The sequence below is a fragment of the Paraglaciecola sp. genome, from assembly GCF_039942875.1.
Lineage (GTDB): Bacteria > Pseudomonadota > Gammaproteobacteria > Enterobacterales > Alteromonadaceae > Paraglaciecola.
The window spans coordinates 51350-66799 of sequence record NZ_JBDVBQ010000013.1; the positions used below are offsets into that span (position 1 = coordinate 51350).

A 15450-nucleotide genomic window follows, 5' to 3' on the forward strand; every position below is an offset into this window, starting at 1 on the left:
AAATAAATTCTTAAATATCATCCTGTTTAAACCGTGCTATTGTTTGGCCTTTCTCAGCCTTTTGATTAAATTCTTGCTTAAACGTCTCGCGACTTTTGTGGACAATCTCACCATCTGCACCCACTGTCATATGTTGCTCTGACTTCAAGACTTTAGCCTGATACATCATTACCGCCTGCATGCTTATTTCTTTTTGCTGCTCAGTCAATGGTGAACCATCTAACCACTTGCCAGTTTCTACACTCTGTAGCAACTTTTGATATACCTGCTCAGACATATTTTGCAATAGCATTGCACTGTCCATATTAATCAGACCTTTTAAGGAAAACTAAACGTACTCTGTTCACTATGTACCAAACAAATCCAATGATTGTTACACCTATGGCGACGGTATGCTGTAGCTCACCAGGAATAGCCCCACCCCAGTACATAAACCCAAAACCTGCAACAAACAATAACATAGCCACCATAGACTGAGTTTGTATACGTTGACCTTTTAGGTATTTATTAAGGTTTTGCTTACGAGCAATATCTTCTGAAGTCGCTTCACCTAATGTAAAATTACAATGTTGACAACTTTGTGCCTTATCAGAAATTCTTTTACCACAACTAGGGCAATCTATTAATGCCATTTTACACTCCTACTACACTGAAAAGCGCGGCTTATAGCCGCGCCTTTTTAATCGGTTAATTAAAAACTTTATTTATTCTCTTTATTAAACCTTTCCCAATACTCAGCAACGGAATCTTTCATCTCTTTGCGTAGTAAGAAAATACCAAACAAGTTAGGCAAGGTCATCACAACTATAGCCACTGCTGATAAAGTCCAAACGAGTGTGGTATCTGATACCGCAGCCCAAACAAAACCAGCGACATAAACAACTCTATATGGCATTACTGAGCGAGGGCCCAATAAATAAGTCATCGCTCTATCACCATAATATGACCACGCAATGGCGGTTGAAAATGCGAAAAGCAATAAACCGATAGAGACGATATATTTACCTGATTCACCGAAAAAGCCTTTAGTAAATGCAAGGGCAGTTAAACTAGCTGAGTGAATTAAAGACTCGCCAGTAACAATAATGGAATCTTTAACTAGATTACCGTCAATCACTTGAAGCGTACCAGTGTAATTATCAACAGGTTCACCTATTGAGAAAGTGACGTTTTCAGCAAATGATCTAGCATTAATAATAGTAAACCCAGCATTTACTGCTTTACCATTTACTACTTGTATATCTCCAGTGTAATCAGTAACACCGTGTCCATCTAAGTCGTTAATATAAGCAAATAAAGTCTCTTTATCTGCGGCATCCGATTCGACGTAAGTGCCAGCAAGAATATGCATATCAGAACGATCAAAGGTGTTCATATGCTTTTCTTTCCATACTCCTGAAGAAAGAATTACTAACCCTGTTATCGTACAAATAATGATGGTGTCAATGAATGGCTCAAGAATGGATACCATACCTTCAGATACGGGTTCATCAGTTTTTGCTGCAGCATGGGCAATTGGCGCAGAACCTTGGCCAGCTTCATTTGAGAACAATCCTCTGTTTACGCCCCGGTTAAAGGCGTAAGCTATAGTGGCCCCCAAAAAACCGCCAGTTGCCGCAGAACCTGTAAATACATCCGAAAAAACAGAAACAAAGGCAGGGCCCACGTTTTCTAGGTTTGCAAAAATTACCGCAAATGCACCAACAACATAAATTAAGGCCATCAGAGGAACAATTTTCGAGGTAACCGCTGCTATACGTGTGATACCACCTAGGATAACTAGCGCTAATAAAATACCTAATATGCTCCCTACCATTAATGGGTCGAAACCGAATGTCGACTCAATACTGGTCGCTATACCATTACTTTGGGGTAAGTTTCCTGTACCAAATGAACTGATTACCGTGGCAATTGCAAAAGCAATAGCTAACCATTTCATATTAAGACGTTTATCCATGTAATACATTGGACCACCAGCCATTGAACCGTCTGGGGTTTTATCTCGATATTTGTGAGATAAGGTCACTTCCACAAACTTAGTGGTCATTCCGAAGAATGCAGTTGCCCACATCCAAAATAATGCAGCTGGGCCACCTAAAAATAAAGCAAAAGCCACGCCGCCAATATTACCGGTTCCAACCGTCCCGGATAAGGCGGTAGTTAATGCCCTAAAATGACTGGTATCCCCTGGGGAATTAGCTTTATCATATTTTCCAGTTACCACTTTCCATGCATGTTTAAAGTACCTAACTTGTGGAAATTTAAGGTAAATAGTAAAAAATAGACCGGTACCTAACAACACATATGGAAACCACCAAGCTCCCCCTAACATGCCATCCATAGATTTCAATATATTATGAAATGCTTCCAACGTTTTTCCCCTTTATTAATTTTTATAGTTATATATTTTTTATAATTTTAGTTTCTGTACTTAGCGCAGCATATCAACTATGGAGCGCATCGCAACCATGACATCCTCACCAAGTTGCTTACAACGTATTGGCGACCATCCGTACACTGCGTCAGGTAGCTCAATGTTATCTTTAAATGGCATCTCCAAAGTGTAAGACAAGCAGTCAAATTCATGACCAATAGCATTAGCTGCTACCGTCAAATTACTTTCTCCGGGCTTATCTTTTTCATAGCCATAGGTATCTTGAAACTCTGGCGTAGCGGTTAACAATGCTTGTTTAAAAGAGCTCTCTAACCCTTGTAATCTTTCATTATAATTGGGATTTCCTTCACACCCTGCCATAAAATTGTAGGGTAACGCTTCATCGCCATGCACATCTAAAAACATGTCGACACCTACTTCCTGCATTTTTTGTTTGACAAAATAGACTTCGGGGCTATTTTCTATCGATGGAGTTTGCCATTCACGGTTTAGGTTCACCCCTTTGGCGTTTGTTCTTAAGTGACCCCGGGCAGAGCCATCAGGATTCATATTCGGCACCACATAAAAAACGGCTTTATCTAATAACCACTTAGCTAACCCATCATATTCATCTAAAAGGCGATGTAAAAACCCCTCTACTAACCATTCTGCCATGGTTTCACCGGGGTGCTGTCGTGCCGTCACCCAAATAGATTTTTTACCCTCGGCTGGCTCACCGATAATAAGTAGAGACATATCTCGGCCATCTAACGTCTCACCTAAATGGTATGGTTTACACTGTTCAGACTGTTGGGCCCAAGCTAATAAGTCAAGATGGCGCTCGTAACTATAGGGGGCAAAATAGGCGTAATACACTTGTGGAAATTCTGGCGTATGTTGAATGACAAGATTATCACCATCAAACTCACTTTCTACCCTAAACCACTCTTGGCGATCATAAGACGCAACCGCTTGATAATTTTGCCAGCCATCGGGATAAGCTGACTTTGCTAAATTTTTAATTGTAATGGCATGAGAAACAAAAGCTGTTGTGTCTAATTTGAAATGGAACCACTGATAAAATTCGGATTGATTATCTTTACAAATACTAAGTTGGATATCTTGAGGTGACGTTGCGCTGATAACTTGAATATTACCACTATCAAAATTACTACTAATTCTCACTTTTTATTCCCATGAACTTTTGACCAAAGTAATTTATCACAGTCATAAAAAAAGGACTACTAGAGTCCTTTAATCAAGATAAAAACAACCCGTATTGATTAACTTGGCAGCGAAAGAGGTAGAGTTGGATAAAACAAATTGGCCATATGTTGAACAACCTTCATAACTTGACAACTATAACCAAACTCATTGTCATACCAAACATACAACGTCGCTCTATTTCCTGCCACAATAGTAGCCTGAGAATCGACAACCGAAGGAGCACGAGTTCCTACCAAATCTGTTGATACAATTTCCTTTGAGGCAGTATAGTCGATCTGGTGTTGTAAAGGAGAAAACAATGAGATATCCCGCATATATTCATTAAGCATTTCTTTGGATGTCTCTGTGCTCATATGTAAATTGAGTATCGCTAAGGAAACGTTTGGAGTAGGAACCCTAATCGCACTCCCCGTTAATTTACCCGCAAGAATTGGATAGGCCTTGGCGACTGCTTTCGCCGCTCCTGTCTCTGTAATCACCATATTTAATGGTGCACTACGACCACGCCTATCTCCTTTGTGGAAATTATCAATCAGGTTTTGATCGTTGGTGAACGAGTGTACTGTCTCAACATGACCACTATCAATGCCATACTCTTCATCTAGCGCCTTGAGTACTGGCGTAATAGCGTTAGTAGTGCAGCTCGCGGCAGATAGTATTACATCATCTTCCGAAATATCTGTGTCATTAACACCATAAACAATGTTTTTAATGTCTCCTTTACCGGGCGCTGTTAACAAAACTTTTTTAGCCCCCTTTGACTTCAAATGCTGTCCTAACCCCTCTTCGTCTCGCCACATACCAGTATTATCAACCACTATCGCGTCTTTAATGCCATACTGTGTATAGTCGACTTCTTGAGGGCCATTGGCATATATTACTTGAATATATGATCCGTTAGCTTTAATCGCATTTTTATCTTTATCAATGGTAATACTGCCATTGAATGGACCGTGAACAGAATCTCGCCTTAATAAACTGGCGCGTTTCTCAAGGTCACCCTCTCGGCCCCCTCTTACAACTATGGCTTTCAAACGTAATTTGTTATTGGTACCTTGCCTTTCGATTAATAACCGAGCTAAAAGCCTACCAATACGACCAAAACCATAAAGTACGACATCTTGAGCTGGTTGCTCATCTTTCAAATTGATAATGGTTTTTAGCTGTTCATTCAAGTAAGCATCAATTGTGATGTTTTTAAAAGCAGGGTTGTATTGATAAGCATAAGCTAATTTACCAATGTCTATTTTCGCTGGCGCCAGTGGCATTTTGTTTAGAGCTTCTAATAGCGGCCAGCTTTCTCGCAACCTAAGTTTATTTTCTTCTTTTAACCTAACGGAGCGATGAGCTTTGATAACTTCTATAGCGCTAGCGCCCAACAAAGGCCGACCATAAACAAAAATTTCAATCGCCCTATTTCGATACAACTTACCCAAGATAGGTTGCATTTGCTCAGCATACTCTTGTCTTTCTTGCCAACTGCCAATTAATTCCTGCTCTAATTGCTGATTCATAATGCTCATCCCAATATGGTTTAAAAAGATTCTGGCGCATTCTAAAGAAGGAATGGCGCACAACCAAATTGTTGAAAAATTACGACTTAGTCATAGAAACGACGAAAAGCATCAATTTTTAGGTAAGTTTTCACCATTTTTTAGGGCAAAAAGAGTTAATTAACAAACTAAAACAAAAAAGTACGAAAATGTTGATTTAAATGTGTAAAAACACTTTTTACACAATAAAATCATGAAATTAACTTTCATTAAAAAAAATTGAATTTAAGACTAAAGTCTTAGAAAAGGAACTTAAACAAGACAGTGTTAATTAAACTTTGTCATTAGTATTTTTAGAAAATTTCAAAGATACCGAGTTAACACAATAACGCTTACCTGTTGGGGCAGGCCCATCTTCAAATACATGCCCTAAATGTGCATCACAATGTTTACATAAAATTTCTATTCTTTGCATTCCTAAAGAGTTATCTGGTAAGTAATTGACGTTACCATCTGAGCTTTGTGACGAAAATGACGGCCAGCCACAACCGGAGTCAAACTTATCACTTGAGTGGAAAAGCCTTTGCCCGCAACAGGTACAACAAAAATCACCACTCGCTTTTAAATCTAATAACTCACCGGTAAATGGGCGCTCTGTCCCTTTCTGCCTGCACACTCTAAACTCTTCATTTGACAACTTTTCTTGCCATTGAGCATCGGTAAGCTTCATTGTTAATCCTTCTAAATCTTTAATATAAAACTGTTTATTAGTTAGTTGAATTGGAACATTTAAATACTGAAATACTTTGTGATCCCTGCAGGTACAAATGCTTAATTTTAACATCAGGTTGCTTATCCCAGTCATCATAACGAGTATCAAGCATTATCTTCCACGCCGCCTCTTTATAAAGTTCAGGCAAATGGAAGCGTACATCGTGCTCACTGGTATTAAACACTAATAACCAATGTTCATGATATTCATTATCAGGACCTTTAAGCTCAACAGCAAATGCTTGATTGTTATAATCTTGCCAATCCCCATCTAATTTTCTTTCTCCATCTGGGCGATACCAATGAATCTCTTCAACATTGCAACCAGTGGAGTAATGGTCATCTTTAAAGTTAAGGTTACTTAGAATTGAACTACTTTTGCGTAAAGCAATGACGGCTTGACAAAATCTCAAGAACTTTTGTTGAGTGGTATCAATATCCCAATGTATCCAATTAATTTCATTATCTTGACAATAAGCATTATTGTTACCATTTTGGGTGCGGCTCAATTCGTCCCCCCCCAACACATGAGGTGTGCCTTGAGACAGCATTAAAGTTGCAAATAAGTTACGTTTTTGGCGCTCTCTTAATTGTATGACTTGACTGTCTGACGTAGGGCCTTCAACACCATAGTTAGCAGATAAATTATGACCATGCCCATCCCGATTTTGCTCTAAATTAGCTTCATTATGCCTTTCTGCATAACTCACCAAATCTTGCAATGTAAAACCGTCATGGTAGGTAACGTTATTAACCGAGGTTAATATTGAGCGGTTCTCTTTTGGGAAGACATCTCTGGATCCAAACAATCTGGTAGCAAAATCACTTGTGTGACCTTTATCTCCTCTCCAAAATGCTCTTACTGTGTCTCGATATTTATCATTGCACTCTAGCCAATTAGAAGGAAATTGACCTAATCTATATCCACCGTAACCAATATCCCATGGTTCAGCAATTAACTTACACCCAATCAGAGTTGGGTCTTGTCTTATTGTTCTAAAAAATCCAGCTAAACTTGAAAATTCATAAGGGTCACGCCCCAAGCTTGCGGCTAAATCAAACCGAAAACCATCCACTCCCATGTCAGAAAACCAATAACGTAAAGAGTCCATTACCATTTTTAATACATACGGAAATGCAGTATTGACGCTATTGCCACAACCAGAATTATTTACATATTTTTGGTAATCAATAGCGCCATAATCATTACGCTCAAATAAGTAGCATGAAATATTATCAAACCCTTTAAACGATAGGGTAGGCCCTTCAATCCCACCTTCAGCAGTATGATTGAACACCACATCAAGTATCACTTCAATTCCTGCTTGGTGCAGAGTATGAACCATGGTTTTAAACTCACCAATGGCATCGTTAATAACGTATCTAGGATCAGGGCAAAAGTAATTAACTGGGTTATATCCCCAATAATTCGTCAAACCTTTATTGGTAATAAAAGGTTCTGGCATAAATGCAAAGACTGGCATCAACTGAACAGCAGTTACTCCTAAAGACTTTAAATGTTCAATAATAGCTGGCTGACAAACGCCTAAAAATTTACCTTTATATTTATCGGGTACATCAGGGTGAAGCTGTGTTAAACCTTTGACGTGGGCTTCATATAATATAGTTTGATCAAGAGGAACATTTGGCTTGCTGGGCGCATCTAAATTACCAGAAGCTTCAGTAACCACAGCCTTAGAGACCATTTCTTGGCTGTCTCCTTGGTACTTTTTAGCATCCCAAACTAGTGCTCTATTTAGGACTTTAGCATAGGGGTCAATTAATAATTTCTGACTATCGAAGACTAAACCAACACTTGCATTGTTGTCACCTTGTAAACGGTACCCGTAAAGTTGCCCTGCTTGTAAACCATCAATAAAACCGTGCCAAATTTTACCCGTTTTAGCGGGCAGACTAATAGCAGCAACTTGCTTTTCAGTGATACTGTCAAATAAACACAGTTCCACTGCATCAGCGTTTGGGCAATGCACGGCAAAGTTACATCCAGAGCCACTTAATGTCGCTCCTAATGGATGAGGGGCACCAGCCAAAATCTGATAGTTAGACATGATTTAACCTTTAAATAAGATAAATAAACTAGCCAATGGAGGTAGGCTTAAAGAAATAGAGTGAGGTTGACCGTTCCAAGCTTCAAGGTCACTTTTACATTTTTCGTTAACTTTATAACCACTGCCCCAGTATTTGTTGTCATCTGAATTTAAGAGTAGCTGGTATTCACCTTTATCTTGAACCCCTAGCCTAAACTTTTCATAGGGTACCGGGGTGAAATTAACGATAAAATAAATTTTCTGTTTAGCATCATTAGACTTTCTTAACACAGAAAGAACACTCTGGTCTGCATTACCATGTTCAATCCACTCAAATCCTTTATGGTTATGATCCAATTCATGTAGTGCAGGATATTTGGCATATAGTTTATTTAAATCACGATATAAAGATTGGATCCCTTTGTGCTTATCGAACTCGAGTAAATGCCAATTAACTGAACTGTCATGGTTCCACTCTTCAGCTTGGCCTATTTCATTCCCCATGAAGTTTAATTTTTTACCGGGATGTGCATACATAAAACCTGCGTAAGCACGTAAATTGGCAGCTTGTTGCCATTCATCTCCGGGCATTTTCCGAAGTAACGAACCTTTTCCATGTACAACTTCATCATGGGAAATAGGCAAAATAAAACTTTCGTCAAAGGCATATACCATACTAAAAGTAATTTCATTATGGTGATAGCGTCTGTAGGCGGGATCCTTTGAAATGTAGTGCAATGAATCATTCATCCACCCCATATTCCATTTAAAACCAAACCCTAAGCCCCCTTCAAAAACAGGTCTAGATACTTTTGGAAAAGACGTAGACTCCTCTGCTATTGTCATGCCCTCTGGAAACTTTTCGTATACGGCTTTATTCATCCACTGTAATAAGCTTATTGCTTCATAATTATGGTTCCCCCCATCTATATTGGGTATCCATTCACCATCCTCTCGAGAATAATCTAAGTACAACATGGACGCTACAGCATCAACTCTTAGGCCATCAATATGATATTTATCCATCCAAAACAAAGCATTGGCTACTAAAAATTGTCGTACTGTTTCTTTTCCAAAATCATAAATACATGAGTTCCAATCTGGGTGCCAACCTTTGCGAGGGTCCTCATATTCATAAACGTGAGTGCCATCAAAGCGTGCAAGGCCATGACCGTCTTCAGGAAAATGAGCAGGAACCCAGTCGATTATTACCCCAATTCCATTTTGGTGACATTGATCGACAAAATACTTGAAATCATCAGGCCCACCAAAACGGCTGGTTGGAGAAAACAGCCCTACTGGTTGATATCCCCAAGAACCATCAAATGGAAACTCAGATACAGGTAAAAGCTCTATGTGGGTATATCCCATATCCTTAATATAAGGGATTAAATCTGTCGACAAATCACGGTAAGTTAAAAACTGTTTTTCAGAGTCTGAGCCCGGTCTTTTCCAAGACCCAAGGTGCAATTCATAAATACTCATAGCCTGTTGATATTTATCTTTATGAGCTCGCTTCTTCCACTTTTCATCTTTCCATTTGTATTTTTTATGATCGAACACGACAGAGGCATGTGAAGGATATTGCTCAGCCATAAAGCCAACAGGATCTGCTTTGTGAGGTAGTTCATTACCAAGCGCATCTTTAATTTGATATTTATATTTAGCGCCAGCAGCAATACCTGGGACAACAAGCACCCAATAACCAAAATCAGTTTTTTGCATAGGCAGGCATGAGCCATCCCAATAATTAAAATCACCAATTAAAGATACTGCAGACGCATTAGGAGCAAACACTGCAAATCGAGTTGCTTGAATAGTTGTCGGTAACCCAACATCTAAATCTACTAATTGAGCCCCTAATTGGTTATATATGTTTTCTGGTAAATGATCGACATAATGCACAGCATGAAAGGCTTGCTCTTTGAACTGGTAAGGATCGATAACCTGATAATCAACTTCGCCATTACTGATCAAAAACGCATAAGCTTTAGGGGACTCAGCAAGTTTAAATGCTCCAGTAAATAAGTAACTATCAGGGGTCTGTTTAAGTTCACCTATAGCCTTGCCAGTGCCTAAATCAATGGCAACGACCTTTTCTGCATGAGGCTGCCATGTAGTGATAAGAAAGTTTGAATTCGAATTTTGAAAGTCGGCACCTAGGTGAGAAAAAGGAAAGGTACATTTAGCTTGAGACAGTATGGTTTCTAACTGCATATTTTCGCCTTGGTTGTGTGGTTTAACGTTAGGGTCAAACCACAGATAAATTTAAATCAAATTGAGACTCTTTTTCTTATTTCTGTTAAATCTAGGGCTAATCTATTTAATGCCTCATCACTATAGATACATTGCAGGTCTTGAGTCAATTTTCGTCGCCAATTAGGATATTCATCAGATGTCCCCGGAATATTCACCGGTTTGTCCATTTCTAACCAGTCTTCAAGTTGCAAACTTAATAACTCACTTGAGCCACCAGCCATATGTAATTGCATACCAAAATTTAAAGCTCTACTCATACCAACAGAATTCACATCATTCCCTACTTCCTCAGTAACAGAATGATGTCCATGCAAAGTGTTTAAAATAGCTTGTTTATTCCTATGGCGACTATTATACAGTTCATTTAATACTGCTGAGTTAGGATATAACCCCAGCTCTTTACCTAACTCTAAGTCGTAACAATTCCAATACCCCTTTAAAGTCGGCATATCATGGGTTGTTAGGGTGGCCATAGATTGTTCAGGATAATGTGCAGGAGAATAAAACCCACCATCTTTAGCTTGTTCGAAAAAGAATACACGATATGAATACACGCCATTCTCAGCCAATTTCTCTCTAATTTCTGGCGGCACTGTCCCTAAATCTTCACCTATCACCATACTTTGATTTCTATGACTTTCTAAAGCTAAAATGCCTAATAAGTCATCCACGGGATAATACACGTATCCGCCTTCAGTAGCATTATCCCCCTTTGAAACCCACCATAAACGTAATAATGCCATAACATGATCAATACGAAGTGCTCCCGTGGCATGCATGTTAGCCCGAAATAAATCGATAATTGGTTGATATTGTTGTTGATAAAGTTTTTCAGGATCCATAGGCGGTAGTCCCCATGTTTGCCCTAAAGGCCCTAATTCATCGGGAGGAGCGCCAACACTTGCATTCACACAATATAAGTCTTTATTTCCCCAAATTTCTGCACTCCCCTCACTCACTCCCACGGCTAAGTCACGGTATAAACCGATACTCATATTATTATTAATAGCAACTTGGTTTGCCTGCTCTAATTGCATAGCAGCCTGCCATTGCAGCCACATAAAAAACTTAATTCGTTTTTTATGTTTTTTAATAAAGGCTTTTACCGCTGGCCTATCAAAATCAGAAAACTCTTCAGGAAATACCGGCCATCCCCATGAAGGCTTACCTTTTGCTGCCAGGCTTTCTTGCAAGGCATCATAGACAGCTATAGTTAGTAAACTATCGCCACCACCAGTAATAAAAGTTTTGAAGGCTTTGTTTGTCTTAGTGTTTCTAGAAAGATATTGAGTGTTTTGATATTCAAATACAGCTTCTAGGGCCATCAATTTCAACCCTGTTACCGTTTCATAATCGACTAGTTCAGCATCCCGAGACTTGCTCAATTTCACTAAAAACTCAGGGGTATTTACTATGTCTTGTACTACTTTTTGCTCATAACCTTCAATAGTGGTCACATCAATATAGATAAAATTTAGCCAGCGGCGAGATGATGGCCCATATGGGCTGCAAACGTCTGGTTGGGCAGGATATAATGCGTGAATTGGGTTCAAGCCTACAAATTGAGCTCCTTGTTTAGCGGCACTTTCAAGGAGAAAGGCTAAATCACTAAAATCACCAATCCCCCAGTTGTTTTCACTACGTAGACAATATAACTGAACGCTCAGCCCCCAGACTTTTTGACCATCTAGTATCGCCTGAGGTTTATAACAAGACTGAGGCGCCACTATAATGCTCATACGAGCCAATTCATCCTTGTCAGCTTGCAAAGATAGAGAGTGATAACCTAGTGGTAAAGACACGTCTATTTTCACCACATATTCTTGAAATTCAATATCTTCAATATGAACAACATTTGTAAGTTGTCCGTCAATAGGAATAAAACGACAACCCAAAGTGGCGCCATGCTCAGTCGTAACCACTGCCTCATACTCATCATCAACCAACTCAATAGGTAACCTAACAGCTATATGAAAATCATTGCCACTACGTATCACTTGAACTGGGCCTAAGGGCGATAACCAAGATTGGTTGGCTTCATCTTCAGCTTGTTGCTGTAGAGCGATTGAGTCGTCTACATCATACCCCATCACTTTTAACAATTTTTCTTTGGTGGCATCGGCAATTGTAGTCGGTTTGCCCCACGCGTCATTATAATTTGACTCTATTCCTCGGTACTCAACTAAATATTCAATCAATGAAGCCGTCATTAAATTTTAATTCCTATAAAGATTGTCTAAAAAAGGAGCTACCCTTAGTAATAGTACACAAATAATACCAAATATTTTTATGTTACAAATAATGTAATTAAATAACATTTTAGCGGGAATATTTTGCCTTACATGCTTATTTAGTCCATAATTTTGTAATAATATTTCAGTAGGGTTTATTACACCCTTCATTAACCGCTTTTTTAGGCAAGCAGTTAAATTAACTCGCAGAGGATTTTAGACATGACAATAAAAGTAGGTATCAATGGCTTTGGCCGTATCGGTCGATTCGTATTTCGCGCCGCCTGTGAACGCAGTGATATTGAAGTAGTAGGTATTAATGATTTGTTAGATGCAGAATACATGGCTTATATGCTTAAGTATGATTCTACCCATGGCAAATTCAACGGCACCGTTGACGTTAAAGAAGGTCAACTTATTGTTAATGGAAAAACTATTCGTGTAACTGCTGAACGCAATCCTGCTGATTTAGCATGGGATGCAATTAGCGCTGATGTAGTGGTTGAGTCTACTGGTTTGTTCTTAACCGATGAAACTGCACGTAAACACATTGAAGCTGGCGCTAAAAAAGTTGTGATGTCAGCTCCCTCTAAAGATGCGACTCCTATGTTTGTAATGGGTGTTAACCAAGACTCCTATGCAGGGCAAGACGTAGTATCAAACGCATCTTGTACCACCAACTGTTTAGCTCCACTCGCTAAAGTACTAAATGACAGCTTTGGTATAGTAGACGGCTTAATGACAACGGTTCATGCCACAACCGCAACACAAAAAACGGTAGATAGTCCTTCTTCAAAAGACTGGCGTGGTGGTCGTGGTGCTTCTCAAAACATTATCCCCTCTTCTACAGGTGCAGCAAAAGCTGTAGGTAAAGTTATTCCTGAGTTAAACGGTAAACTTACAGGTATGGCTTTTCGCGTACCAACAGCTGATGTATCAGTTGTAGATTTAACAGTTAACCTAGCTAAACCAGCCAGCTACGAAGAAATTTGTGCCGCAATGAAAGCTGCGTCTGAAGGCGAAATGAAAGGCGTTATGGGTTACACAGAAGATGCCGTTGTATCTCAAGACTTCATTGGTGACGTACGCACATCTGTTTTTGATGCGACAGCTGGTATTGCATTAACAGATACATTCGTGAAGTTAGTATCTTGGTACGACAACGAAATTGGCTACTCAAATAAAGTATTAGATTTAGTGGCACATATTAGTAAGTAATCTACTATTGTTGAATTTTGTATTATAAAGGCGGTAAAGAAATAGTTCTTTACCGCCTTTTTTATGATCCTTAACTTCCATAAACAGAGATCCTCTATGTTACTAGCAAACTCAATATCACTAATTAATCGTGACGACATTCAAGCTCTGCAAATAGACAATTCATTCGCTACTGCTGAAATAGCATTGTTTGGCGGGCATATATTAAGCTTCTGCCCTAAAAAAGATAACCGTGAGCGTTTATGGGTAAGTAAAGAAGCGATATTCAATGGCCAAAAAGCCATCCGCGGAGGTGTACCTATTTGCTGGCCATGGTTTGGTGAACACCCTTCAGATAAAACCGTACCTAGCCATGGTTATGTTCGCCAACAGAGTTGGAAAGTCATTGCTACTGAAGATTCTGAATCAGGAACCACAATTGAGTTACAACCTATAACCAGTAATGGAGAAGGATTCGATGCATACGCACAACTCACTTTAGTAGTTAAAATTGGCGAGCAGCTAAGTATTCAACTCAAGACAACTAATTTAGGTGAGAAACCTCTAAGTTATAATTGCGCCCTACATAGCTACTTTACAATTGAAGATATCAGGCAATGTAAGCTTTTAGGCTTAAAAGGTACTTATGAAGATAAAACTCGCAATTATAAGAGCTTCGAGACTCCACAGCCTTATCAATTTACTGAAGAAACTGACAGAGTACACTTTGATAAACCAGAAAAATTAACCATTATCGACAAACAGCTTAAAACTGACGTGATATCTTCTGGTCACGATAGCATAGTGGTATGGAATCCTTGGCAGGAAAAATCTATAAGCATGGGAGACATGGCAGATGACAGCTATGTCACTATGTTGTGTGTAGAAAGCACCATAACCCAAGGACAAATGGTGGCACCAAAAGAGACTCACACCTTACAACAAATTATTGCATAGCGAGCTATGGCACCTATCACCCAAAGAGTTGCATGGTAACTGACGCTGCTCTTTGGGATTATATCTAAGAAAAAAACTCTATATTTGTAAAAACAAGACTTATCGTGTGCGACTTTTCAACATCTCTAACCTTTGTTCCATCTGAGTCATGTCTATGGCTTTACTGTATGGGACAGATATTTGAGTTTCATACTCAAGAGCATTTTTTAAATTCATATTCCAACCTTGATTCATCAAGGCCTTTATTTTCATTAAGGCAGGCATATCTGCTTCCGTTATTTTTAATGCTAAATCTAAGACCGTATTCATCAACTCATCTCTAGGGTAAATTTCGTTAATCAAGCCCCACTCTTTGGCTTCAATAGCACTAAAGAACCTTCCAGTAAAACTTAATTCTCGAGCACGATTAATCCCAACCAACCTAGGAAATTTTTGTGATAACCCCCAACCTGGTATTACTCCAACAAAGGCATGAGTATCAGCAAAGCTCGCTTTATCTGAGGCATATAAAAAATCACAACATAATGCTAACTCCAGTCCACCGGCCACAGCCGCACCATTTATAGCACCTATAACGGGCTTGGGGCATTCTGAAATGGCTTTAATGAATGCCGTGTGCTGCCCTTGATTATGCTGTTGAAACACATCGCTTTCAGCACTGAGCATTTTCAAATCTAACCCAGCACTAAAGGCTCGGCCGGTTCCCGTTAACACCGCGACTTTTATAGCATCATCATTGGCAATTAAAGAAAAGGCCTTAGTTAGGCCATTGATAACTTCAGTAGTAAATGTATTCAGCTCATCAGGTCGATTAATGGAGACTACAGCCACACCTTCTTGTACATCGAATAGAATAACGTTAGGAGAGTTGGCATTGATTTTAGGCATGGATA

At 39.2% G+C, this 15450-nt stretch carries 12 protein-coding genes; 2 read left to right on the top strand and 10 right to left on the bottom strand.

Going from position 1 to position 15450, the window contains the following annotated elements; translation table 11 throughout:
* Window positions 1-10: 10 nt before the first annotated feature.
* From ABJE44_RS03755 to malQ, 9 genes are all read right to left on the bottom strand, one after another.
* Window positions 11-304, bottom strand: a complete 294-nt coding sequence (locus ABJE44_RS03755; RefSeq protein ID WP_348110051.1) for a DUF1315 family protein — start codon at window positions 302-304, stop codon at window positions 11-13.
* Between the two features lies 1 nt (window position 305).
* Window positions 306-632 carry a hypothetical protein gene (locus tag ABJE44_RS03760; RefSeq protein ID WP_348110052.1) on the bottom strand — a complete coding sequence of 109 codons (327 nt, stop codon included), beginning with the start codon at window positions 630-632 and terminating at the stop codon, window positions 306-308.
* 68 nt (window positions 633-700) lie between these two features.
* Window positions 701-2371, bottom strand: a complete 1671-nt coding sequence (locus ABJE44_RS03765) for an amino acid carrier protein (RefSeq protein ID WP_133469399.1) — start codon at window positions 2369-2371, stop codon at window positions 701-703.
* Between the two features lie 60 nt (window positions 2372-2431).
* Window positions 2432-3559, bottom strand: a complete 1128-nt coding sequence (locus ABJE44_RS03770) for a M14-type cytosolic carboxypeptidase (protein ID WP_348110053.1) — start codon at window positions 3557-3559, stop codon at window positions 2432-2434.
* A 98-nt stretch (window positions 3560-3657) separates the two neighbouring features.
* Window positions 3658-5115: a glyceraldehyde-3-phosphate dehydrogenase gene (locus ABJE44_RS03775; protein ID WP_348110054.1), complete on the bottom strand. Its 1458-nt coding sequence runs from the start codon at window positions 5113-5115 to the stop codon at window positions 3658-3660.
* Between the two features lie 310 nt (window positions 5116-5425).
* Window positions 5426-5824 carry a peptide-methionine (R)-S-oxide reductase MsrB gene (gene msrB / locus ABJE44_RS03780; protein WP_348110055.1) on the bottom strand — a complete coding sequence of 133 codons (399 nt, stop codon included), beginning with the start codon at window positions 5822-5824 and terminating at the stop codon, window positions 5426-5428.
* A gap of 37 nt (window positions 5825-5861) precedes the next feature.
* Window positions 5862-7934: a glycogen debranching protein GlgX gene (gene glgX / locus ABJE44_RS03785; RefSeq protein WP_348110056.1), complete on the bottom strand. Its 2073-nt coding sequence runs from the start codon at window positions 7932-7934 to the stop codon at window positions 5862-5864.
* A gap of 3 nt (window positions 7935-7937) precedes the next feature.
* Complete coding sequence (gene glgB / locus ABJE44_RS03790) at window positions 7938-10130, bottom strand: 1,4-alpha-glucan branching protein GlgB (RefSeq protein WP_348110057.1); 2193 nt, start codon at window positions 10128-10130, stop codon at window positions 7938-7940.
* A 56-nt stretch (window positions 10131-10186) separates the two neighbouring features.
* Window positions 10187-12382, bottom strand: a complete 2196-nt coding sequence (malQ, locus tag ABJE44_RS03795; protein WP_348110058.1) for a 4-alpha-glucanotransferase — start codon at window positions 12380-12382, stop codon at window positions 10187-10189.
* A gap of 243 nt (window positions 12383-12625) precedes the next feature.
* On the opposite strand from malQ, the gene gap reads away from it, so the two are divergent.
* Both gap and ABJE44_RS03805 read left to right on the top strand, forming a co-directional pair.
* Window positions 12626-13621 (top strand): type I glyceraldehyde-3-phosphate dehydrogenase, encoded by a 996-nt coding sequence (gene gap / locus ABJE44_RS03800; RefSeq protein ID WP_348110059.1) that lies wholly within the window; start codon window positions 12626-12628, stop codon window positions 13619-13621.
* A gap of 96 nt (window positions 13622-13717) precedes the next feature.
* Complete coding sequence (locus ABJE44_RS03805; protein ID WP_348110060.1) at window positions 13718-14557, top strand: D-hexose-6-phosphate mutarotase; 840 nt, start codon at window positions 13718-13720, stop codon at window positions 14555-14557.
* 99 nt (window positions 14558-14656) lie between these two features.
* Here the strand turns inward: ABJE44_RS03805 and ABJE44_RS03810 are convergent, their stop codons facing one another.
* Complete coding sequence (locus tag ABJE44_RS03810) at window positions 14657-15445, bottom strand: enoyl-CoA hydratase (RefSeq protein ID WP_348110061.1); 789 nt, start codon at window positions 15443-15445, stop codon at window positions 14657-14659.
* Window positions 15446-15450: the final 5 nt, after the last annotated feature.

What these genes read in the sequence shown, in the direction of transcription:
- ABJE44_RS03755 (WP_348110051.1), bottom strand. Translation starts at nt 304, where the DNA reads ATGGACAGTGCAATGCTATTGCAAAATATGTCTGAGCAGGTATATCAA.
- ABJE44_RS03760 (WP_348110052.1), bottom strand. Translation starts at nt 632, where the DNA reads ATGGCATTAATAGATTGCCCTAGTTGTGGTAAAAGAATTTCTGATAAG.
- ABJE44_RS03775 (WP_348110054.1), bottom strand. Translation starts at nt 5,115, where the DNA reads ATGAATCAGCAATTAGAGCAGGAATTAATTGGCAGTTGGCAAGAAAGA.
- msrB (WP_348110055.1), bottom strand. Translation starts at nt 5,824, where the DNA reads ATGAAGCTTACCGATGCTCAATGGCAAGAAAAGTTGTCAAATGAAGAG.
- glgX (WP_348110056.1), bottom strand. Translation starts at nt 7,934, where the DNA reads ATGTCTAACTATCAGATTTTGGCTGGTGCCCCTCATCCATTAGGAGCG.
- glgB (WP_348110057.1), bottom strand. Translation starts at nt 10,130, where the DNA reads ATGCAGTTAGAAACCATACTGTCTCAAGCTAAATGTACCTTTCCTTTT.
- malQ (WP_348110058.1), bottom strand. Translation starts at nt 12,382, where the DNA reads ATGACGGCTTCATTGATTGAATATTTAGTTGAGTACCGAGGAATAGAG.
- gap (WP_348110059.1), top strand. Translation starts at nt 12,626, where the DNA reads ATGACAATAAAAGTAGGTATCAATGGCTTTGGCCGTATCGGTCGATTC.
- ABJE44_RS03805 (WP_348110060.1), top strand. Translation starts at nt 13,718, where the DNA reads ATGTTACTAGCAAACTCAATATCACTAATTAATCGTGACGACATTCAA.
- ABJE44_RS03810 (WP_348110061.1), bottom strand. Translation starts at nt 15,445, where the DNA reads ATGCCTAAAATCAATGCCAACTCTCCTAACGTTATTCTATTCGATGTA.